The 20,556-nt window shown below is 60.9% G+C and carries 20 protein-coding genes and 2 pseudogenes; 7 read left to right on the top strand and 15 right to left on the bottom strand.

Going from position 1 to position 20,556, the window contains the following annotated elements:
- Positions 1 to 136: 136 nt before the first annotated feature.
- Together J3R84_RS17825 and J3R84_RS17820 are read right to left on the bottom strand one after the other, a co-directional pair.
- On the bottom strand, positions 137 to 1,156 hold the full coding sequence (locus J3R84_RS17825) for an aldo/keto reductase (protein WP_025425321.1): 1,020 nt from the start codon (positions 1,154 to 1,156) through the stop codon (positions 137 to 139).
- Positions 1,157 to 1,196: 40 nt separating this feature from the next.
- On the bottom strand, positions 1,197 to 2,702 hold the full coding sequence (locus J3R84_RS17820; RefSeq protein ID WP_025425320.1) for a UxaA family hydrolase: 1,506 nt from the start codon (positions 2,700 to 2,702) through the stop codon (positions 1,197 to 1,199).
- 269 nt (positions 2,703 to 2,971) lie between these two features.
- Between J3R84_RS17820 and J3R84_RS17815 the strand changes: the two genes are divergently transcribed.
- Positions 2,972 to 3,850, top strand: a complete 879-nt coding sequence (locus J3R84_RS17815) for a GntR family transcriptional regulator (RefSeq protein WP_025425319.1) — start codon at positions 2,972 to 2,974, stop codon at positions 3,848 to 3,850.
- Between the two features lie 20 nt (positions 3,851 to 3,870).
- Positions 3,871 to 4,959: a mannitol dehydrogenase family protein gene (locus tag J3R84_RS17810; protein ID WP_025425318.1), complete on the top strand. Its 1,089-nt coding sequence runs from the start codon at positions 3,871 to 3,873 to the stop codon at positions 4,957 to 4,959.
- On the opposite strand, the gene hpaI is transcribed toward J3R84_RS17810, so the two are convergent.
- Both hpaI and gabD read right to left on the bottom strand, forming a co-directional pair.
- Positions 4,953 to 5,759, bottom strand: a complete 807-nt coding sequence (gene hpaI, locus J3R84_RS17805; protein ID WP_203529141.1) for a 4-hydroxy-2-oxoheptanedioate aldolase — start codon at positions 5,757 to 5,759, stop codon at positions 4,953 to 4,955. The two genes, J3R84_RS17810 and hpaI, sit on opposite strands and share 7 nt — an antisense overlap.
- Positions 5,760 to 5,868: 109 nt before the next feature.
- Positions 5,869 to 7,323, bottom strand: a complete 1,455-nt coding sequence (gene gabD / locus J3R84_RS17800) for an NADP-dependent succinate-semialdehyde dehydrogenase (RefSeq protein ID WP_025425316.1) — start codon at positions 7,321 to 7,323, stop codon at positions 5,869 to 5,871.
- 276 nt (positions 7,324 to 7,599) lie between these two features.
- On the opposite strand from gabD, the gene J3R84_RS17795 reads away from it, so the two are divergent.
- Entirely contained in the window at positions 7,600 to 8,196 is a 597-nt protein-coding gene (locus tag J3R84_RS17795; protein WP_025425315.1) for a nitroreductase family protein, read from the top strand.
- Positions 8,197 to 8,362: 166 nt separating this feature from the next.
- On the opposite strand, the gene gyrB is transcribed toward J3R84_RS17795, so the two are convergent.
- The 6 genes and pseudogenes from gyrB to J3R84_RS17770 all read right to left on the bottom strand — a co-directional run bounded on the left by gyrB (position 8,363) and on the right by J3R84_RS17770 (position 13,696).
- Positions 8,363 to 10,798 carry a DNA topoisomerase (ATP-hydrolyzing) subunit B gene (gene gyrB, locus J3R84_RS17790; protein ID WP_057206475.1) on the bottom strand — a complete coding sequence of 812 codons (2,436 nt, stop codon included), beginning with the start codon at positions 10,796 to 10,798 and terminating at the stop codon, positions 8,363 to 8,365.
- Positions 10,799 to 10,933: 135 nt separating this feature from the next.
- Complete coding sequence (locus J3R84_RS17785) at positions 10,934 to 11,311, bottom strand: helix-turn-helix domain-containing protein (RefSeq protein WP_025425313.1); 378 nt, start codon at positions 11,309 to 11,311, stop codon at positions 10,934 to 10,936.
- Positions 11,308 to 11,655: pseudogene (locus J3R84_RS39030) on the bottom strand (Smr/MutS family protein); the annotation flags it as partial. The pseudogene J3R84_RS39030 and the gene J3R84_RS17785, both read right to left, overlap by 4 nt.
- A 110-nt stretch (positions 11,656 to 11,765) precedes the next feature.
- Positions 11,766 to 11,877, bottom strand: a pseudogene (locus J3R84_RS39025) (Smr/MutS family protein); the annotation flags it as partial.
- On the bottom strand, positions 11,870 to 12,976 hold the full coding sequence (gene mltA, locus J3R84_RS17775; RefSeq protein ID WP_025425311.1) for a murein transglycosylase A: 1,107 nt from the start codon (positions 12,974 to 12,976) through the stop codon (positions 11,870 to 11,872). The pseudogene J3R84_RS39025 and the gene mltA, both read right to left, overlap by 8 nt.
- 15 nt (positions 12,977 to 12,991) lie before the next feature.
- Positions 12,992 to 13,696: a Tim44/TimA family putative adaptor protein gene (locus J3R84_RS17770; RefSeq protein ID WP_025425310.1), complete on the bottom strand. Its 705-nt coding sequence runs from the start codon at positions 13,694 to 13,696 to the stop codon at positions 12,992 to 12,994.
- A gap of 130 nt (positions 13,697 to 13,826) precedes the next feature.
- On the opposite strand from J3R84_RS17770, the gene J3R84_RS17765 reads away from it, so the two are divergent.
- Both J3R84_RS17765 and secB read left to right on the top strand, forming a co-directional pair.
- Entirely contained in the window at positions 13,827 to 14,333 is a 507-nt protein-coding gene (locus tag J3R84_RS17765; protein WP_025425309.1) for an FxsA family protein, read from the top strand.
- An 80-nt stretch (positions 14,334 to 14,413) separates the two neighbouring features.
- Positions 14,414 to 14,917 (top strand): protein-export chaperone SecB, encoded by a 504-nt coding sequence (gene secB, locus J3R84_RS17760; protein WP_025425308.1) that lies wholly within the window; start codon positions 14,414 to 14,416, stop codon positions 14,915 to 14,917.
- 57 nt (positions 14,918 to 14,974) lie between these two features.
- Here the strand turns inward: secB and dnaQ are convergent, their stop codons facing one another.
- The 5 genes from dnaQ to J3R84_RS17735 are packed head-to-tail and all read right to left on the bottom strand — an operon-like array spanning position 14,975 to position 18,576.
- On the bottom strand, positions 14,975 to 15,682 hold the full coding sequence (dnaQ, locus tag J3R84_RS17755; protein ID WP_025425307.1) for a DNA polymerase III subunit epsilon: 708 nt from the start codon (positions 15,680 to 15,682) through the stop codon (positions 14,975 to 14,977).
- Complete coding sequence (coaE, locus tag J3R84_RS17750) at positions 15,675 to 16,274, bottom strand: dephospho-CoA kinase (protein ID WP_203530126.1); 600 nt, start codon at positions 16,272 to 16,274, stop codon at positions 15,675 to 15,677. Before coaE ends, dnaQ begins: the two co-directional genes overlap by 8 nt.
- Positions 16,271 to 17,131: a shikimate dehydrogenase gene (locus J3R84_RS17745; protein ID WP_025425305.1), complete on the bottom strand. Its 861-nt coding sequence runs from the start codon at positions 17,129 to 17,131 to the stop codon at positions 16,271 to 16,273. Before J3R84_RS17745 ends, coaE begins: the two co-directional genes overlap by 4 nt.
- Positions 17,124 to 17,723, bottom strand: coding sequence for a Maf-like protein (locus J3R84_RS17740; protein WP_025425304.1), 600 nt, complete (start codon positions 17,721 to 17,723; stop codon positions 17,124 to 17,126). The genes J3R84_RS17745 and J3R84_RS17740 overlap by 8 nt, the downstream gene beginning before the upstream one ends.
- A 31-nt stretch (positions 17,724 to 17,754) precedes the next feature.
- Entirely contained in the window at positions 17,755 to 18,576 is an 822-nt protein-coding gene (locus J3R84_RS17735; RefSeq protein WP_025425303.1) for a pyruvate, water dikinase regulatory protein, read from the bottom strand.
- A 406-nt stretch (positions 18,577 to 18,982) separates the two neighbouring features.
- On the opposite strand from J3R84_RS17735, the gene hemE reads away from it, so the two are divergent.
- A complete protein-coding gene (hemE, locus tag J3R84_RS17730; protein ID WP_025425302.1) occupies positions 18,983 to 20,014 on the top strand; it encodes a uroporphyrinogen decarboxylase in 1,032 nt (343 codons plus the stop codon).
- Entirely contained in the window at positions 20,014 to 20,553 is a 540-nt protein-coding gene (gene hemJ / locus J3R84_RS17725) for a protoporphyrinogen oxidase HemJ (protein ID WP_025425301.1), read from the top strand. Before hemE ends, hemJ begins: the two co-directional genes overlap by 1 nt.
- Positions 20,554 to 20,556: the final 3 nt, after the last annotated feature.

The following is a 20,556-nucleotide window of genomic DNA, read 5'->3' as shown; positions in this document are numbered from 1 at the left end:
TAATACAACGCTGTCCGCTTTGCAAGCAGTCGTTGCTGCGATTTACGTGACTGCACTGTCTCCTCCCAGATTACGTTTCGTTATGTGAAATTCGGGTTGTGCCTGCAAGGACCCGCGGGCTCGGCACCCTCAAGCATCAGGCCCGGACTGCCTCCAATCCAAGCTCCGGCGCCACAAGCGTGTAGGGCTCGAAAGCCGAGAAATCGTCCTTTGACATACGATGCCGCAGCGCATCGATGTTGCGCCTCAAGCTTTCCGGTTTCGCTGTCCCAAGCAGGACCGAGGCAACCACCGGATTGTCGAGCGGGAACTGCATGGCGGCAGCGGCCAACGGCACACCACGCTCCCGGGCAATGCGTTCCATCGCGCCGACCTTTTCGCGCACCTCGGCATTTGCTCGCATATAGTCGAAATGCGCGCCATCGACCGGGCCAGTCGCCAGGATGCCCGAGTTGAACACACCGCCGACGATCAGCGACGTCTTCTTTGTCTCGCAGAGCGGCAGGAGTTCGGCGACTGCGGAACGATCAAGCAGCGTATAGCGCCCCGCAAGCAGGATGCAGTCGATGTCGGCACGGCGCATCACCTCCAGGCAAACCGGAACCTCGTTGACGCCAAGCCCATAGGCCGCGATCACGCCACCAGCCTTTAGTTCCTCCAGCGCCTTAAGGCCGGAATCCAGCAATTGCCTGAGATAGACGGCGTTGCGGGCGACACCGTGCGTGTAGACGCCGATATCATGGACATAGAGGATATCGATGCGATTGAGGCCGAGGCGCGCATAGCTGAATTCCACCGAACGCATGATGGCATCGTAGCTGTAGTCGTAACGCACGTCGAAGTTCAGCGCCTTGACGTAGGAATAGTCCGGCACGGCGCCTTCAGGCACGGGATGCAGCAGCCGTCCGACCTTGGTGGACAGCACATAGTCACCGCGCGGCTTGTCGCGCAGGAAATCGCCGACCCGCCGCTCTGCAAGACCGAGCCCGTAATAGGGTGCGACGTCGAAATAGCGCAAACCAGAGCCCCAAGCGGCGTCCAGCGTTTCGATCGCCGCTTCGCGCGTGCATTCGCGGTAGAGCCCCCCAAGTCCGGCGGCGCCGAAGCTGTATTCGGTCACCGGCAGGTCGGTTCGACCGATCTTTCTCGTCTGCATTCCCTGTCTCCTCCCTCCTAGGATGCGCAAGCTCACATCATCAGAGTGTTGCCCCGAGATGCCAGGGCACGAATTCGTTGTCGCCGTAGCCGAAGAGTTCGCTCTTGGTCTTCTTTCCCGAAGCGGTATCGATGATGAGATCGAAGATCTCGCGACCGAGGTCGGCGATCGTCGCCTCGCCGGATGCGATCACGCCGCAATCGATGTCCATGTCTTCTTCCATCGCGCGGAACAGCGCGGTGTTGCTGGTCAGCTTGATCGACGGTGCCGGCCGACAGCCGAAACAACTGCCGCGGCCGGTGGTAAAGGCGATGACATTGGCTCCGCCGGCCACCTGGCCGGTCGCCGACACCGGATCGTAGCCGGGCGTATCCATGAAGACGAGCCCGTGTTCAGTGACGCGTTCGGCATAGCCGTAAACCGCATTGAGCGGTGAGCGCCCGCCCTTGGCGACCGCACCCAGCGACTTCTCCAGAATGGTTGTGAGGCCACCGCGTTTGTTGCCCGGCGAAGGATTGTTGTCGAGCGATGCACCATGCAGCGCGACGTAGTTTTCCCACCAGACAATCAGCCCGTCGAGCTTTGCGGCGACCGCCGCGCTGGCGGCACGGCTGCGCAACAGATGTTCGGCGCCGTAGATTTCTGACGTTTCGGAAAGGATGGCGGTACCACCGGCAGCCGCCAGGATATCCACCGCCGCTCCCAGCGCCGGGTTAGCGGTGATGCCAGACAGCCCGTCCGAGCCGCCGCATTGCAGACCGACGATGATTTCGCTGACCGGAATGGCGACGCGACGTTGCCTGCCGACTTCCTGGGCAATTTCATCGAGGATGCCGAGTGCACGCTCGACCGAGCGTCGGGATCCGCCGGCCTCCTGGATGTTGAAGTGGCGCTTTTCCTGCCCGGCTCCGCTCTGCCCGTAAAGCGTCAACTGGTTGACCTCGCAGCCGAGCCCGACCATCAGCACCCCGCCGAAATTGGCGTGGCGCGCGTAGCCCGCCAAGGTCCTGTGCAGGTTCATCATGCCGTCGCCGGTCGAAGACATGCCGCAACCCTGGTCATGCACGATCGGCACGAATCCGTCGATGCCATCATATTTCGGCAAGATGCGTCTGTTGGCCTCCTCGGCGATTGCCCGGCAGACGGTGGTGGAACAGTTCACGCTGGCAATGATGCCGATATAGTTGCGCGTCGCCGCCCGTCCGTCTTTGCGCCGATAGCCCATGAAGGTGCGCGCCCTGTCGGCGGCGCTCGCCTCTTCCGGCGCGCCTTGTGGACTGATGGCCAAGCGATCCTGATCGAAGGAGAGGTTGTGGGAATGGACATGCTCGCCGGCTTCTATATCGCTGGTCGCGCGTCCGATCGCCTGGGCATATTTGACCACGGGGTCGCCCGCACGAATCCGCCGTATGGCGACCTTGTGCCCCAGATCGATCTTCGTGGCGGTGCGAACTCCGCCCGGCAGGGCCTCGCCGGCAGCGATTGCCAACGTCGCCACGGCCACATTGTCCTCAGGAGCCAGAAGGATTGAAGACGGCACAGACACTCTGAATTTCTCCGTGAAAACTGCTGCGATTTTGAGAAGGGTCTATTTGTCTTTTATCCACAATAGACAGATCGCCGTCAATGGGTATTATGAAACGAGACAGCGCCGCCCGCCCGCAGGCACAGCAGCAACAGGGGAGAAACGTCATGATTTTGGTGCGAGAGCCAAAGACAAGCGCGCGCCGGCAGGTTAGATCGGCGGCCGACGAAAGCTGATCTTCCGATCAGCGGCTCATCGCTCGCGCAACCCCAACCGTCCGGATCCTGGCAATGGCAAAACAGAACACCGTCTTCAAGGATGCCTATAACCGCTGCCTGAAAGTGCTGGCGGAGACATCTTCCCTGCCCTCCGAGCCGGAACTCGGTCAGGTGCTCGGCGTGAGCCGGACGACGGTGCGTGCCATTCTCCGCCGCTTCGAAGAGGCGAAGCTGATCACCTGGGACAAGCGCAAGAAGATCGTGCTGCGCCAGCCGCAACCGGACGACTATTTCCCGACGGAGGAAACGGATTCGCTGGCCGAGATCATCGAGCGCAGCTTCATGCGCCGGATTCTGGCCGGCGGCGCCGAGCCTGGCATGCAGATCAACGAACTGGAGCTGGCACGCGAGATCGGCGCCGGTACCACGAGCGTGCGGGAGTTCCTGATCCGCTTCAGCCGGTTCGGGCTGATCGAGAAGCGACCGAACAGCCACTGGATCCTCAAAGGTTTCACCCGCGAGTTTGCGCTGGAACTGACCGAGGTCCGCGAGATGTTCGAGCTTCGCTCGGCTGCAAGTTTCGTTGCGCTGCCGGACAGCCATCCGGCCTGGCAGGAGCTGAACAGGATCGAGGCGCTGCACCACGAAATCCTGGCCGACATCGACAACCGCTACAAGGAATTCTCCGAACTCGACGAGCGCTTCCACCTCCTGGTGCACAAGTCGTCGAGCAATCGTTTCATCGTCGATTTCTACGACATCATCTCGATCGTGTTCCACTATCACTACCAATGGAACAAGACCAACGCGCGGCAGCGAAATGCGCGCGCGCTTGAAGAGCACCTTGCTTACATCGAAGCGCTCAGGTCTCACGATCCAAAACGTGCCGAGGAAGCCTGCCGGCGACACCTGCGCTCGGCACGCGAGACCCTGCTGCAATCCATTCCATAGCCAGCTACCGGAGCACCGGCATGAAGACCCCATTTGTGCAGTTTGGAACGAGCCGCTTTCTTCAGGCGCATGCCGATCTCTTCATCAGCGAGGCGCTGGAAAGGCAGGAAGCACCGGGGCGGATCACGGTGGTACAGACGACCGGCTCAGCGGAACGGTCGGGACGCCTGGTGGCACTGACGCAACCCGATGGTTATCCCGTGATGATCCGTGGCCTTGCCGACGGCAAGCCGGTGGACAAGATCGAGCGGGTCAAGAGCGTCGTCCGGGCCGTGTCAACAAACGACAACTGGGATGCTGTTTGCCATATCGTGGCGGACGAGGCCGAATTCCTGATCTCGAACACCGGTGATACCGGCTACGACGTTTCCGGCGACGACCTGTCGACATACGTGCCGCTGTCTTTTCCCGGCAAACTTCTCCTGCTTTTGAAAGCCCGCTTCGATGCCGGCGGCAAACCGCTGACCATCCTTCCGTGCGAACTGGTGTCGCGCAATGGCGACGTGCTGAAAGCCATCGTGCTGGAGCTCGCGCGCGAGCGCCTCGGCGACCCGCAATTCGTGTTCTGGCTGGCGAACGCGATAATCTGGGCCAACACGCTGGTGGACCGGATCGTCTCGGAACCGATCGAGCCCGCCGGCGCCGTGGCCGAACCCTACGCTTTATGGGCGATCGAGAAACAGCGGGGGTTGAGAGCGCCTTGCGCGCACGAATGCGTGATACTGGTCGACGACCTGACGCACTACGAAAAATTGAAGCTTCATATCCTCAACCTCGGCCACACGGTGCTCGCGGATATCTGGCTGAGGCAGGGCCGCGATCCCGACGAAACAGTCCGGCAGATCCTTGCCGATGCGGACGTCGCCAGGCGGCTCGAGGATATCTACGCACAAGAAGTCGTTCCTGCCTTTGCCGCCAAGGGCCTCGGGCGACAGGCGAGTGCCTATGTCGCAACGACGCTCGACCGCTTCCGAAATCCGTTCCTTGACCATCGCATGGGCGATATCGCCAACCATCACACTGAAAAGATCGTGCGACGGATTGCCGAGCTCCGGCGCTGGAGCCCTGAAGTTGCCATGCCGATGCTCAGCGCGATCTGCGATCAGTAGCCGGATTCCAGCTTGTCGGGTTTATGCCCCTGCTCGTCGGTAAATTCCTGGCGCAGCTCCTGTGTCGCCCGAACCAGGGATGTGACATCGGTGCCGATCGCCATGAAATCGGCCCCGAGATCGCGATACTCGCGTGCCTGCGCGAGATCGAGCGTCATGATTCCGCGCGCTTTTCCGGCCTTGTCGATGCGCGCGAAGGCATCGACAATCGCCGCCCGTACATCCGGGTGTCCTGGGCTGCCGAGATAGCCCATATCCGCGGCGAGATCCGACGGTCCGATGAACAGGCCGTCGACGCCTTCAAGAGCGGCAATCTCATCGATCGCCGCCAGGCCGGCGCGGCTCTCGATCTGCAAGAGAAGGCAGATCTGGTCATTTGCGGTGTGGAGATAGTCGGCTATCCGGCCGAATTGCGATGCACGCGCCAGTGCCGCGCCGACACCGCGAATGCCATGCGGCGGATAGCGGGTTGCTCGAACAAGTTCCCTGGCCTGCTCGGCGCTTTCGACCATCGGGATCAGCAGCGTCTGGACGCCGACATCGAGGATCTGCTTGATCAGCGCGGTATCGCCGACAGGAAGGCGAACGATCGGGTGGCTGGCGGATGCCGTCACTGCCCGGAACTGCGCCGACAACAGCGGCAGGTCGTTGGGCGCATGCTCGCCGTCGATCAACAGCCAGTCATAACCGCTGTTGGAGACGACTTCGGCCGCATAGGGGCTCGCCAGCGCGACCCAAAGCCCGAGTTGAAAGCGCTGCTCGCGAAGGGCGGCCTTGAAGGGGTTGGTTGGTGCCGGCATCGCGTCATCTCCTCTTTTCACGACGTCAACTTCTGTACCGGCAAACGAAAAAACCGGCCAGAGCTTTCCGGCCGGTTTCGCGATCAGATTGTATCGGACTGCAAATGCGTCAGGCGATGCCGCCGAGGCAGACATATTTGATCTCGGTAAACTCCTCGATCCCGTACTTCGAACCTTCGCGGCCGAGGCCCGAGAGCTTGACGCCGCCGAACGGTGCTTCCGCCGTGGAGATCAGCCCGGTGTTGACGCCGACCATGCCGTATTCCAGCGCCTCGGCCACGCGGAACACCCGCGCCAGATCCTTGGCATAGAAATAGGAGGCCAGCCCGAACTCGGTGTCATTGGCCTGTTCGACGACATCGGCCTCATCCTTGAAGCGGAACAGCGGCGCGACCGGGCCGAAGGTTTCCTCGCGGGCGACTGCCATCGCCTGGGTGACATCGGCCAGAACCGTTGCTTCGAAGAAGGTGCCGCCGAGCGCATGGCGCTTGCCGCCCTGGATGACGCGCGCGCCCTTGGCGGTGGCATCGGCGATATGCTCTTCCACCTTCTCCAGTGCCGCCTTGTCGATCAGCGGGCCGAGGATGACGCCCTGGTCGAGACCATTGCCGATCTTGAGCTTGGCAACGGCCGCCGCCAGCTTGTCGGAGAAGGCATCATAGACCTTGTCCTGCACGTAGATACGGTTAGCGCAGACGCAGGTCTGGCCGTTGTTGCGGAACTTGGCGATCAATGCGCCTTCCACGGCCGCATCGAGATCGGCGTCGTCGAAGACGATGAACGGCGCATTGCCGCCGAGTTCCAGCCCGAGCTTCTTGATCGTGCCGGCGCTCTGGCGATAGAGCTCGGCGCCGACCTCGGTCGAGCCGGTAAAGGTCAGCTTGCGCACCACCGGATTGGCGGTCATTTCGGCACCGATTTCGCGGGCCGAGCCGGTCACGACGCTGAAGAGCCCCTTGGGCAGGCCGGCGCGCTCGGCAAGAACGGCGATGGCAAGGGCCGAGAACGGCGTCTGCGACGCCGGCTTCAACACCATGGCGCAACCGGCGGCAAAGGCCGGGCCGGCCTTGCGGGTGATCATCGCGTTGGGGAAGTTCCAGGGCGTGATCGCAGCGACGACGCCGATCGGCTGCTTCATCACCATGATGCGCTTGTCCGGCTGATGGCCTGGGATCAGGTCGCCGTAGATGCGACGGCCCTCTTCGGCAAACCATTCGACGAAGCTGGCGCCATAGACGATTTCGCCGGTCGCCTCTGCCAGCGGCTTGCCCTGTTCGAGCGTGAGGATGCGGCCGAGATCGTCCTTGTTCTCGATCATCAGCTCAAACCAGCGGCGAAGCACACCGGCGCGATCCTTGGCGGTGCGGGCAGCCCAACCCTTCTGCGCCAGACGCGCCGCTTCGATTGCCGCCTTGGTTTCCTTGCCTCCAAGCTTCGGTACGCGGCCGACGAGTTCGCCCGTTGCCGGGTTCACCACATCGATCGCATTGGCGGCATCCGCTTCGATCCATTCGCCGCCAATCAAGGCAGCCTGGCGAAACAGTGACGGGTCCTTAAAAGTCATCGCGCGTCCTCTCTCAGAAAAATCTACAGAACTTATACAACTTTTTTATCGATCTCGACAATCACCCGAAACGCCGTTTCTGCATATTCCGTTTTAGCACCGGATCGGGCCGACAAAAGGACCGACGATCCGCGCGCAAAGCCGGTTTCATCGCTCCTCGATCCCATGTAGCGTCCGCAGCGAATCTCGCCCTACGTCTCGCTAACGACGGCAATCGTCATCGACGGCGGCGCGCTCCTCCCACGGGATTCCCGATACGATAAAAGAGGTATGTTCATGACGGAAAGCAATCACAGAACCGCCGACCACCCGATCGACACCATGTTCCTGAAACGCTGGTCGCCACGTGCGTTCACCCAGGAGGAGATCAGCGAAGAAGAACTGCTCTCACTGCTCGAAGCCGCCCGCTGGGCACCCTCGGCGAGCAACAGCCAACCCTGGCGGTTCGTCTATGCCCGCCGCGGCACCGAGCATTTCGCGCGCCTGCTGGATATTCTCAACGAGAGCAATCAGCGCTGGGCGAAGCATGCCGCAGCCCTGGTGATCGTTATCTCCAAGACGCACACGCAGGCAGCCACCGGCGAGATGCGGGCCGCCTACACCCATGCCTTCGACACCGGCGCCGCCTGGTTCAGCCTTGCGCTCCAGACAACCGCTGCCGGCTGGCACGCGCATGCAATGGCGGGCATTGATCGCGACAAGGCGATGACGAGCCTTGGCGTGCCCGCGCACTACCGGGTCGAGGCGGCGGTAGCAATCGGCCGGCTTGCCGACCCCTCGACGCTTCCGGACGATCTGCGTGAGCGGGAAAAGCCGAGCCAACGCAAGCCGCTTGCCGAACTGGCCTTCGAAGGCCGGTTCAAGGGGGAATAGAGCCTTTCCAAGAAAGGTGCGGAACGGTCTTCCGCCAGGAAGTGCGCAAAAACAAAGAGATAGAGCGTTTCTGCGTCTCAGTTTAAGCCGGAGACACTCCAGACAAAAAAGATCCCGGTGCCTTGCGGCACCGGGATCATTAGAAGTGCGGCTGATCGTATTGCGATCAGATATCGAGGTTGGCGACGCTCAGCGCGTTTTCCTGGATGAAGTCGCGGCGCGGCTCGACCTCGTCGCCCATCAGGCGCGAGAACAGGCCATCCGCGTCCGTCGCGTCGTTCACCCGAACCTGCAGCAGCGAACGCACGTTCGGATCGAGCGTCGTCTCCCAGAGCTGCTCGGCATTCATCTCGCCAAGACCCTTGTAACGCTGCATCGACAGACCCTTGCGGCCTGCTGCGAAGATTGCATCCAGAAGCGCGCGTGGGCCGCTGATATCTTGCCCACCATCGCGGCGGCGAAGCACCGGAGGCGCGGAATAGATCTCCTTGAGCTTCGATGTCAGCTGGTCGATGTGGCGGGCGTCGGACGAGCCGATCAGCGCCATATCGAGGATGGCGACTTCCTTGACGCCACGAACCATGCGTTCAAGCTTGAGACCGCCTTCGGCGGTGACCGCTCCGGTCCAGCCGCGTTCAGTCTCTTCGGCGATCACATCAAGCCTGCGCGCCACTTCGATCGCGACCTGCTCGTATTGTTCGCGCTGGCCGTTGAGTTCGACATTCAAGGCGCCGGCAATGGCTGCCTGTTCGACAATCGAACGATTGTAGCGCGAGTGAAGACCATCCATCAGGTTACGCACGCGCAACGCATCGTTGATGACTTCGCGCAGGTCCTGACCGGCGCGAACCTCACCGGAAGCAAGCTCCAGCGTAGCTTCCTCGAGGCCCATCGAGATCAGGTAATCTTCCAGCGCCTGCTCGTTTTTCAGGTACTGGGCGGACTTGCCGCGCGTCACCTTATAAAGCGGTGGCTGGGCAATATAGAGGTGGCCGCGCTCGATCAGCTCCGGCATCTGCCGGAAGAAGAAGGTGAGCAGCAGGGTGCGGATGTGGGCGCCGTCGACGTCGGCGTCCGTCATGATGATGATCTTGTGGTAGCGCAGCTTGTCGGCGTTGAACTCGTCTTTACCGATCGATGTGCCGAGCGCGGTGATCAGCGTGCCGATTTCCTGGCTCGAAAGCATCTTGTCGAAACGCGCGCGTTCGACGTTCAGGATCTTGCCACGCAGCGGCAGGATCGCCTGGTTTTCGCGCGAGCGTCCCTGCTTGGCCGAACCGCCTGCCGAATCACCCTCCACCAGGAAGACTTCGGATTTTGCCGGATCGCGTTCGGAGCAGTCCGCCAACTTGCCCGGCAGCGAGGAGATGTCGAGCGCGCCCTTGCGGCGCGTCAGTTCGCGTGCCTTGCGCGCCGCCTCGCGTGCGGCGGCCGCTTCGACGACCTTGCCGACAAGGATCTTGGCGTCGGAGGGATGCTCCTCCAGCCAGGTGCTCAAGGCTTCGTTGACGAGGCTTTCGACCACCGGACGAACTTCCGAGGAAACCAGCTTGTCCTTGGTCTGCGATGAGAACTTCGGATCCGGCACCTTGACCGAGAGAACGGCGGTCAGGCCTTCGCGGCAGTCGTCGCCGGTCAGCGTGACCTTTTCCTTCTTGGTGATACCAGAGCTTTCGCCATAGGAGGTGATCTGCCGGGTCAGCGCACCGCGGAAACCGGCCATGTGCGTGCCGCCGTCGCGTTGCGGAATGTTGTTGGTGAAGCAGAGCACGTTCTCGTGGTAGCTGTCGTTCCACCACATCGCGACTTCGACGGTGATACCGTCCTTTTCGCCGCGGATCGAAACCGGCTTCTGCACGAGCGGCTTCTTGGCCCGGTCGAGATAGGCAACGAAGGCTTCAAGGCCGCCGTCATACATCATCTCGTCCTGGCGCACGTCCGAATGGCGCTTGTCGGTCAGGACGATGCGCACGCCGGAATTCAGGAAGGCGAGTTCGCGCAGGCGATGCTCGAGCGTGCCGTAGTCGAAGTCCGTCTTGGTAAAGGTGTCTGTGCTCGGCAGGAACGTCACTTCGGTGCCGGTATCGGTGCCGGCGTCGCCGATCACCTTCAGCGGGCTGTCAGCCACGCCGTGGGTGAAGCTCATCTCATGGATCTTGCCCGCACGGCGGATCTTCAACCGCAGCATGACGGACAGCGCGTTGACCACCGAAACGCCAACGCCGTGCAGACCGCCGGAAACCTTGTAGGAATTCTGGTCGAACTTACCGCCGGCGTGGAGTTGCGTCATGATGACCTCGGCCGCCGAGACGCCCTCTTCCTTGTGGATGTCGGTCGGGATGCCGCGGCCGTTGTCGGTTACCGTCACCGAGCCGTCGGCATTGAGCGTCACCGTGACGATATCGGCGTGGCCTGCGAGAGCCTCGTCGATGGCGTTGTCGACCACCTCGTACACCATGTGATGCAGACCGGAGCCGTCGTCGGTGTCGCCGATATACATGCCCGGCCGCTTGCGTACGGCATCCAGGCCCTTCAACACCTTGATGGAGTCGGCACCATATTCGGCGGCGGCGCCGGTATCGGTTTCAGGAATATCGGTCATTCGGCTTCGGGTCTTTCCAGGTTCTTCGGACGGGGTGATTCGTTGCGAATCACGTCTCGGACGCCTCGCGGACTATAGAAAATTTGTCCACGGTTCCAAATCCCGGACCGCGCGCAGCGGCCGGAAAACAGCTGTTCATCCCCTGTCATTAGCAGGAAATGTGGCTTTTTCCAAAACATCTTCCAGGGCGCGGATCGTGTCGATGGACAAATAGCGGATTTGCCCTCTCAAGCGGTTGGCGAAGGCCGTGTATTCCGGCGCCAGCCCGGACGTATCCAGCACCACTTTCGGCGCGGAGACCTGGGCGATCTGGAACAATTCCTCGGCATCGTCCCAGATGACATTGAAATAGCCGGCGACCCTTTGCAGAAAATCGAAGCTCGGCGCGCCGCGCTTTCCATGTTCGAGCGCTGAGAGATAGGCGGCAGAGACGCCGATCGCCGCGGCCATCTGCTTCTGCGACACCCCCTTCTTGCGCCGCAACGCGCGCACCGCCACGCCAAAGGGGGTCACGTCGTACTTCCCTTGCTGCGCGCCAGGCGGACATACAGCGCACCATCGCCGCCATGATTGCGGGCCGCGGGCTCGTAGCTCGAGATCAATGGCCGGAACTCCGGCAGCGAGAACCAGAGCGGCACGGCACGCTTCAAGGCGCCGTCGCTGCCGATCGACGTTCCCTTGCCGGTGATGACAAGAACGTGGCGCAGCCCGCGCTCATGCGCTCTCAAAAGAAAATGCAGGAGGAAGCCATGGGCCTCGCTCTGGATCATGCCGTGGAGATCGATCCGCGCTTCAAGCGCGAGGTGCCCCTTCGACAGCTTGCGCTTGACCGGCTTTTCAAGCGGATAGTGGTGTCTGCCGTTCGCGGTCTTGCTGAGGGCAATTCCCTGCTGGTCGTCGGCACCACTCGGCGAGGCCGTGGCCTGCGTCTTCTGCGGCTCGTCCTTGGGCTCGGCCGGAACATCCTCGCCGAGGAATTCCCGGAGATCGTCGAGACGGCCAGGCATGGGCCTGGTCGTGCGTGCCACCTTTCCCCAGAGGATCCGCTCTTCGGCCGAAAGCTTCTTGCCCCTAGCCATTGCCGTATCTTGCCGCGGCCGCACGAGGGATGAAGATGTAGAAATCGGCTTCGTTGCGAACCGCACCCGCAAGCTCGCCCGCCCTGTCACCGGATCCGGTGAAGATGTCGCCGCGGGCCGGGCCGACGATCGCCGATCCGGTGTCAAGCGCCAGCATCAGCCGCCGAAACGGCCGCCCGGCATCGAGACGCGTCAGGCTGTCGCTTGAGATGAAAAACGGCACGCCGAAGGTATGGATCAGCCGATCGACGGCAAGCGATCGTCCCGGCTCCAGCGAAACCTTGGCGGCAGCGACCGGCCCCAGCCGCTCGTCTTCGACGTCCGCCTCGCGGAAAAAGATGAAGGAACGATTGTGCCAAAGTACCTCGTCGATCTTATCCGGATTGGCGGCGAGCCAACCCCGGATGCTCATCATCGACACGGTGGCGGCATCGATCTCGCCGCGATCGATCAGCAGCTTTCCGATCGGGGAAAAATAATGACCGGTCTTGGCGGCATAGGTGATGCGCCGGCGCGAACCGTCGGGATAGACGAGCCGGGCAGCACCCTGGACGTGGACGAAGAACACATCGACCTTGGATCTGGCATAGGCAATCTCCAGACCGCGCCCCGCCAGAAAGCCCTCATCGATCGCGCGACGGTCGGGATATTCGCCAACCACGCCGTCATGCAGCCGGCCGAAGGCGAAATAGGGATCCATATCGGCCGGCCGGTTGGTGTCGTCGACGTCGACGAGATCGATTGGGCGCCGATAGATCGGATAGCGGAAGACTTCGTCGGGTGTCGCTCGCACGTCGATCTCGGGCTCGTAGAACGCCGTCACGAAACCGGTCTTGGCGTTTTCCGGCCTGATCCTGAAGGCGACGAACTGTTGCTCGAAGAATGCGCGGGCTGCAGCCGCGTCGGCAACATCTGCGCTTGCAGCCGAAAACGCGGGCACCAAATCATCGACAGAAATGCCCAGCGAACCGGTGCGGTAAGGCTTTGCCGTCGAGACATGGTGGTGACAGCGGCGCAGCGCGTCGATCACCGCCGTTGGATCGTCGTCCTGCCACCCCGGTAGATCGGAGAAGGTGACAGGCTCAAGTCGAAGCGTCATGGTCGCCCCTTCCGATCAGTTTTCGGATTCGGTAGCGATCAGCTTCCAATTCGGATCACGTGAACGAATGTCGCGCGAGAAAGTCCAGAGATCGTTGACTTCGGCCACCGACTCCGCGTCTCCATCGATGATGGCGCCCTGCTTGTCGTAGGTCGCCGAGATCAACTGGCTGACGATCCGGACCGTGATGTTTTCTTCGCTGTCCTTGACCTCGGCGTGGATGATGTCGGCCTTCTCGATGCCGACGAAGGTAGATTTCACCACCTCGCCCTTGCGCTCGCGCTCGGCAATCGCGGCGTCGAAGCCTTCATAGACCTCGCGCGACAACAGGTTCTTCAGCGTCTTTCGGTCGCCGTCGGCAAAAGCCATAACGATCATCTCGTAGGCCATCTTCGCCCCGTTGACGAACTCCTTCGGGTCGAAGCCGGTGTCGGCGTCGGTCAACGAACGGAGCTGATCGTTGAGCGGCGTCCCCGCCTTGGCAAAGGCGTCAATCGCGGCATAGCGGGCCGAATCGTCCTCGACATTGTCGCGGCGCGGCAGCTGGACGACCTTGCCATTGTCGGCCTTTTCAGGCCCCTGACTCATGTCTCTCGGAGAATAGGGATCAAACGGTGGCCGCTCGCTGCCGGTCCGGCGACCGAGAACGCTGCGCAACTGCAGGAAAATGACCACTGCGGCGATCAAGAAAAAAAACGTGATGAAGTCGAAAGAGCCCATTTCCACCTGAAACCGCTGTTAGAATTTCTCGTAGCTATTCCATATAGTCCGCAAGGATAGATCATTCAAACAGCGTTGTCGCACCCTTAGATCGGAGGTGACGATGCGAAGACCCTTTCAGGCACCGCTAATGCGCTCAATGTTAATTCCCCTGGTCGTTCTTGGACTGCCCCTTGCCGAGATTGCCGGCTTCGTCATCGTCGGCCGCGAAATCGGCCTGGCGATGACGCTGCTGCTCGTTCTGTCGAGCGCAATCGCCGGGGTCGTCCTCCTTCGCTTCCAGGGTTTCGCCATGATCAGGCGCATGCAGGAAGCAACGCGCACTGGCAGCGATCCCGGCCGCGAGGTCCTCGGCGGTGCCTTGATGTTCGTCGCAGCCCTGTTGTTGATCGTGCCCGGCTTCATCAGCGACATCTTCGGTCTGTTTTTATTTGTGCCGCCTGTCCGGCAGGCCGTGGCCGGCTATCTGAGGTCAAAAATGACGATTGTAACCGCTGCCTCGAGCCAGTCCTGGCGCGGACCGAGCCATTCACCGGAAGAGCGCGCCCAACCGCGCGTCATCGACCTTGGCGAAGGCGAGTTCTCAAGGACCGATGATGACGAACCAAACCCGTCCGAAGAGCGCCGGCGGCAATAGCAAAGGCCTGTGGCGCAGGGTTGTAAGCCCTATGACGAAATGCTAGATGGCCTCACCGAATTGAAGTCGAGGAAACCCTTATGACGACTGATACCGCATCCAACGGCAACGGCAGCGCGCAGCAGAGCCCGTCGCTCAACATCCTCGCCCAGTATGTCAAGGATCTCTCGTTCGAGAACCCGGGCGCACCGCGTTCGCTGCAGGCCCGTGACAATGCGCCGTCGATCAACATCAACGTCAACGTCAACGCCAATCCGCTTGCCGAGAACGATTTCGATGTCGTTCTCTCGCTGAACGCGGAAGCCAAGGACGGTGAGCGCGTTCTGTTCAACGTCGAACTTTCCTACGGCGGCGTTTTCCGTGTTGCCGGCTTCCCGCAGGAACACATGCTGCCGCTGCTGTTCATCGAATGCCCGCGCCTGCTGTTCCCGTTCGCGCGCCAGATCGTTGCCGACGCGACCCGCAACGGCGGCTTCCCGCCGCTGATGATCGACCCGATCGATTTCGCTCAGATGTTCGCCCAGCGCATGGCCGAAGAAAAGGTCCGTTCTCAGGTGTCGAACACCAACGAGACCGCCAACTGATCTTGTTCGGTCTGGATCGCAATTATTAGTAAAAAGCCCGGTCGAGCCGGGCTTTTTTCATTCCTGCAGATCGTATTTGGCCCAGATTGCCTTGGGCCCCAGCTTCGCAACCAGCGCGGCATGAGCCTCCTCATCCGCTTCGGACAATCGGTTCGGCAAAGGCCTTGGGCGCTGCGCAATGACGATCGGCGCATCGTCGTGTGCGACGGTTTGTCCCGCGACCTTGTTGCTCGACACCAGACCCAAGGCGGCCTGACGACCGCCGAGCATCTCGATATAGACTTCTGCAAGAAGCTCGGAGTCGAGAAGGGCGCCGTGCTTGGCGCGATGAGAATTGTCGATGCCGTAACGACGGCAAAGCGCATCGAGCGAGTTCGGGCCCATCGGGTGCTTCCGGCGAGCAAGCGCTAGCGTATCCGTCACCCGTTCGCCGGCAATGACCGGCAACCCGATGCGACCGAATTCGGCATTAATGAAGCCCATGTCGAAGGTGGCATTGTGCGCCACCCAGCGGGCATCGCCGAAGAAGTCGAGGATCTGCTGGGCAACATCGGCAAAAGGCGGCTTGTCCTTCAGGAAATCATCGGTGATGCCGTGAATGGCAAGCGCATCCGGATGAACCTTGCGATTGCCGGGATTGACGAAGATATGCAGCGTACGGCCGGTCGGAAACTGGTTTTCCAACTCGACGCCACCGATTTCGATCACCCTGTCCTCGCGATTGTCGAGGCCGGTCGTTTCCGTATCGAAAATGATCTCACGCATCGGGCGCTCCATTCGTGGTGAGGTCATCGACGATCGCCCTCACCTGTTGGCGTGTGTTGTCGAAGCTGTCGCTGGTATCGATGATATAGTCGGCGCGTTCACGCTTCTGACTGTCCGGCACCTGACGCGCCAGGATCATAGCAAATTTCTCTTCAGTCATGCCGGGGCGTTTCATCGCTCGCTCTCTTTGAATCTCGGGCGCGCAGCTAACCACGACCACTTTATCGACCCGCGCCTCGGCGCCCGTCTCGAACAACAACGGAATATCGAGCACGACGAAGGGCACCTCAGCCGCAGCATTCCTGTCGAGGAACTCGCGTTCTTTCTGGCGAACGAGCGGATGCACGATGTTTTCGAGTTCGCGTAGCCTTTCCGGTGTTGCCAACAACTGGCGGGACAGTTCGGCGCGATCGATCGCCCCGTCCCTGACTGTTCCCGGAAAGGCGGCTTCAATCAGTGCGACGGCTTCGCCGCGATAAAGCGCGTGCACCACTTCATCGGCGTCGTTGACCGGCACCCCGAACTCGCGGAACATCTGCGCCGTTGTCGACTTGCCCATTGCCATCGATCCGGTCAATCCGACAATCATCATGCGTGCGTCCCCATATCATCGATGACGAGTTGCCGGAGGTTAGCGTCGACCACGGGCCGGCGGCCGAACCAGAGCTCGAAACCAGGCGCAGCCTGGTGCAGCAGCATGCCAAGTCCATCGACGATGGCGTAGCCCTGCTCCTCCGCCTGGCGAAGCAAAGGCGTCTTCAACGGGACATAGACGATATCGGTGACCACCGCACCCCTGGCCATGACGGTGAAATCGATCTGCGGTGCATCCTGTCCATCCATGCCGAGAGACGTGGTGTTGATGAAGAGGCCAGCGCCGGTCATCACCTCGTTCAATGCCTCCATCGGATGCGCATGCACGGCCGACCCGAAACGGTCGGACAACTCCTGAGCCCTCGCCACCGTGCGATTGACGACATGGATGGTGCTAATGCCCCGGTCGCGCACGGCCTGGATGACGGCGCGGCTGGCGCCACCGGCACCGAGCACAACCGCGGTCGAACATTGGTCCCAGCCGGCCGCCCGTTCGTCAAGATTGGCAACGAACCCTTGGCCATCGGTGTTGGTGGCATGGACTTCGCCGGCCTCGAGCCAAAGCGTATTGGCGGCGCCGAGTTCCAGACAGAGATCGTCAGGGCGATCTGCCAACCGATGGGCGACTTCCTTGTGCGGGATGGTGACGTTGCCGCCGCAAAAACCTGATGTGCCTTGCTTCAGCTCTGCGATGAAGGCCGAGAAATCGGCCGGCTTCACCTCGTGCGCGCGGTAGCTGCCGTCTATCCCGAGCTGTTTCAGCCAATAGCCGTGGATCAATGGCGACCTGGAATGCTTGATCGGATAACCGGTGACGAAGGCGTGGTTAACAAATGTTTCACGTGAATCACGCATCGATCGTTCCCAATTCCCGAAGTTTTGCGAGCAGCGGCAGCATCGGAAGACCGAGGATGGTGAAATAGTCACCATCGATCTTGTCGAACAGCTGGATGCCCTCACCCTCCAGCTGGTAGGCGCCGACACTGGACAGGGCCTTGCTGCCGACACGCTGCAGATGGCGATCGACGAATTCCGGCGTCAGTGTGCGCACTGACATATTTGCGGACGAGACATGGCGCCAAAGGATCTCATCGCCGCGCAAGAGGACAATCGCGCTGTTCAGGCGATGGGTCTTGCCGGAGAGCGACAACAGATGCTGTCCGGCTTCGACCATGTCCTTCGGTTTGTGATAGACACGCTGGCCGAGCGACATGGTCTGGTCGGAACCGATCACCAATGCCTCGGGAAAATGCCGGGCGACATCCCTCGCCTTGGCTTCGGCCAGCCTCATCGCGACATCTTCAGGAACTGCACCTTCTTCCTCAAGTGGTTTTTCAAGCGCCCGCTCGTCGATCTCGGCGGCGCGTGCGGTAAACACCAAGCCGGCATTTTCCAGAAGCGCGCGACGGAACGGGCTTGCTGAAGCCAGAACGAGTGAAGGTGTCATCATCGAAGTTCCCGAATTGTTCGGATTCGCTCTATCGCAGCCGCGGACGCAGGGCAACAATTGCGGCGGCGGTTTCCTCGATCGAGCGGCGGGTGACGTCGATGAGCGGCCAGTTGTTGCGCGCGCAAAGCGCGCGGGCATATTTCAGCTCCTCGGCGATCGCTGCCCTATCGGTATATTGATCGCCGTGAAAGCCTTGCGTGGTGCCAAGCACCCGATGCTGACGAACTTGGGAAATGCGGTCGGCGGTGGCAATCAGGCCGACGACCAGTGGCTTGGTTGCCGCCATCAGCCGATCGGGAAGCGGCACGCCCGGGACGATCGGAATATTGGCCGTCTTTATGCCGCGGTTGGCGAGGTAGATGGATGTCGGCGTCTTCGATGTTCGGCTGATGCCGATTAACACCACATCGGCATCATCGAAATCGGCCGGCAGCTGACCATCATCATGGTCCATGGTGAAATTCAACGCATCGATCCGCGCGAAGTAATCGGCATCCATCACGTGCTGCGCGCCGGAACGGCGTCGCGACGGCGAGCCGAGATAGGACTGAAACAGTTCGATGATCGGATCGAGCACGGAGACGCACGGCACGCCCATCTCGCGACAGCGCTGATCAATGATATCAGCCAGCTCGCGATCGACGATCGTATAAAGCACGATGCCGGGGGCGCCATCGATCGCATCGAGAACCTGCAGCAACTGCCGGCGATTCCTGATCAGCGGATAGACATGCTCGAGCGCATGCGACGCCTGGAATTGCGCCGCTGCCGCCCGCCCCGCAGCGATCAAGGTCTCCCCCGTCGAATCGGAGATCAGATGCAGGTGGAAGTAGTTTTTCTTGTTCTCCACGCAATTCTCCGGGTGCTGTTGATAAACCGGGATAAAAGAGGCTACCGGCGCCGCGACGGCCGAGGCAAGGGGAAAACTGCCGACTTATTCACAATTGGTGCGACGCCGAAGAAAGCTTCGCGGGGGATGTGGACAAGACTCACAGCAATGACAAAGTGTCACGCGTTTCGACTCATTGTCCACAGCAAATCGCTTTCTCTCAAAGACGGCAATCCTCTGATTCAAATCGGATTTTTGCACTTATCCACGAAATGCATTCATGACCGCTGCTCTGCTTCCCACTCGGATTAATCCGATCGGGTGGCCGTGGATGAACTGTGGCCATCTTTTAATCCTTGATACCCACCGACTCTAAGAAATAGAAAGAGTCTAAATATCTTTGTTTATATATTAGGAGAGACCATCCGTGGCCGAGACACGAAGGAAAGTTCTGGAGGTTTTGGAGGGGAAGACGGTCAGTCCTCCTCCCGTCTGGCTCATGCGCCAGGCCGGCCGGTACCTTCCCGAATATCGAGCAACGCGTGCCGTCGCCGGAAGTTTCCTCGATCTCTGTTACACGCCTGATCTCGCTGTCGAAGTGACGCTTCAACCGATCCGTCGTTATGCTTTTGACGCAGCCATTCTTTTTTCCGACATCCTCGTCATCCCGGACGCGCTGAAGCGCAACGTTCGCTTTGAGGAAGGCCATGGTCCGAGAATGGATCCGATCGACGTTGATGGCATCGATGCTCTGAAGGCTGACGGTATCTCCAATCACCTGAAACCGGTCTTCGAAACGGTATCGCGTTTGCGTGGGGAACTTCCGGCGGAGACGACGCTGCTCGGATTTTGCGGTGCGCCCTGGACCGTTGCGACCTACATGATCGCTGGTCAGGGAACACCGGATCAGGCCCCTGCCCGGCTGTTCGCTTACCAGAACCCGGAAGCCTTCGAACGGCTTTTGACGTTCCTGGCCGATGTGTCGGCGGACTATCTGGTCGAGCAGATCGATGCCGGCGCCGATGCGGTACAGATTTTCGACTCCTGGGCTGGCGTTCTGGGCGAAGAGGAATTCGAACGATTTGCCGTCAAGCCGGTCGCGCGAATCATCGCTTCGGTGCGGACGCGACGTCCGCAGGCCAAGATCATTGCCTTTGCCAAGGGCGCAGGGCTTCTCCTGAAGCATTATCGCCAGAAGACGGGTGCCGATGCCATCGGGCTCGATTGGACCGTCCCACTGTCCTTTGCTGTCGATTTGCAGAAGGACGGACCGGTGCAGGGTAACCTTGATCCGATGCGGGTCGTTTCCGGCGGTGCCGCCCTCGAGCAGGGCATAGATCGTATTCTCGATGCGCTCGGCAACGGACCGCTCATTTTCAACCTCGGTCACGGGATTACGCCGCAGGCCGATCCGGAGAACGTCTCGGCGCTGGTGTCGCGCGTTCGCGGAGCACGCTGATGGATGAACGCCAGAGGGATCGCGGTCCAGGCAACAGGGCGCGGGTCAGAGCAATGATTGCGCTTGGCGGTTTTGCCGCGTCGCTCATCGGGCTTTTCGTCTGGCAGCCCGACAGCCTCTATCTCTGGATCAAGGCGCTACACGTGATTGCGGTGATGTCGTGGATGGCAGCGCTGCTCTACATGCCGCGCCTGTTCATCTACCACACCGACGCAGCACCCGGTTCCGAACAGTCCGAAACCTTCAAAATGATGGAACAGCGGTTGCTGACGGTCATCATGAACCCGGCGATGATGATCTCCTGGGTGCTCGGGCTTTACCTCGCCTGGAGCGTCTACGACTTCCAGGGCGGCTGGCTTCACGCCAAGCTGCTATTCGTGGTGATGCTGACCGTCGTGCACATGCGCTTCAGCCGGGCGGTTCGGGCGTTCCAGCGGGACGAAAATCGCCGCACGGCACGCTACTGGCGGTTGATGAACGAAGCCCCGACGCTGCTGATGATCCTGATCGTCATCATGGTCGTGGTGAAGCCGTTTTGAATT

This window comes from Ensifer canadensis (genome assembly GCF_017488845.2).
GTDB lineage: Bacteria > Pseudomonadota > Alphaproteobacteria > Rhizobiales > Rhizobiaceae > Ensifer > Ensifer canadensis.
The sequence above is the reverse complement of the archived record's forward strand: the minus strand, read 5'-3'. Positions and strand labels throughout refer to the sequence as shown.

Excerpts from the sequence above, each read along its gene's own strand:
- gabD (WP_025425316.1), bottom strand. The coding sequence starts at position 7,323 with ATGACTTTTAAGGACCCGTCACTGTTTCGCCAGGCTGCCTTGATTGGC.
- J3R84_RS17745 (WP_025425305.1), bottom strand. The coding sequence starts at position 17,131 with ATGCGTGATTCACGTGAAACATTTGTTAACCACGCCTTCGTCACCGGT.
- coaE (WP_203530126.1), bottom strand. The coding sequence starts at position 16,274 with ATGATGATTGTCGGATTGACCGGATCGATGGCAATGGGCAAGTCGACA.
- J3R84_RS17770 (WP_025425310.1), bottom strand. The coding sequence starts at position 13,696 with ATGGGCTCTTTCGACTTCATCACGTTTTTTTTCTTGATCGCCGCAGTG.
- mltA (WP_025425311.1), bottom strand. The coding sequence starts at position 12,976 with ATGACGCTTCGACTTGAGCCTGTCACCTTCTCCGATCTACCGGGGTGG.
- gyrB (WP_057206475.1), bottom strand. The coding sequence starts at position 10,798 with ATGACCGATATTCCTGAAACCGATACCGGCGCCGCCGCCGAATATGGT.
- J3R84_RS17795 (WP_025425315.1), top strand. The coding sequence starts at position 7,600 with ATGACGGAAAGCAATCACAGAACCGCCGACCACCCGATCGACACCATG.
- J3R84_RS17825 (WP_025425321.1), bottom strand. The coding sequence starts at position 1,156 with ATGCAGACGAGAAAGATCGGTCGAACCGACCTGCCGGTGACCGAATAC.
- J3R84_RS17810 (WP_025425318.1), top strand. The coding sequence starts at position 3,871 with ATGAAGACCCCATTTGTGCAGTTTGGAACGAGCCGCTTTCTTCAGGCG.
- J3R84_RS17815 (WP_025425319.1), top strand. The coding sequence starts at position 2,972 with ATGGCAAAACAGAACACCGTCTTCAAGGATGCCTATAACCGCTGCCTG.
- secB (WP_025425308.1), top strand. The coding sequence starts at position 14,414 with ATGACGACTGATACCGCATCCAACGGCAACGGCAGCGCGCAGCAGAGC.
- hemJ (WP_025425301.1), top strand. The coding sequence starts at position 20,014 with ATGGATGAACGCCAGAGGGATCGCGGTCCAGGCAACAGGGCGCGGGTC.
- dnaQ (WP_025425307.1), bottom strand. The coding sequence starts at position 15,682 with ATGCGTGAGATCATTTTCGATACGGAAACGACCGGCCTCGACAATCGC.
- hpaI (WP_203529141.1), bottom strand. The coding sequence starts at position 5,759 with ATGCCGGCACCAACCAACCCCTTCAAGGCCGCCCTTCGCGAGCAGCGC.
- J3R84_RS17765 (WP_025425309.1), top strand. The coding sequence starts at position 13,827 with ATGCGCTCAATGTTAATTCCCCTGGTCGTTCTTGGACTGCCCCTTGCC.
- J3R84_RS17740 (WP_025425304.1), bottom strand. The coding sequence starts at position 17,723 with ATGACACCTTCACTCGTTCTGGCTTCAGCAAGCCCGTTCCGTCGCGCG.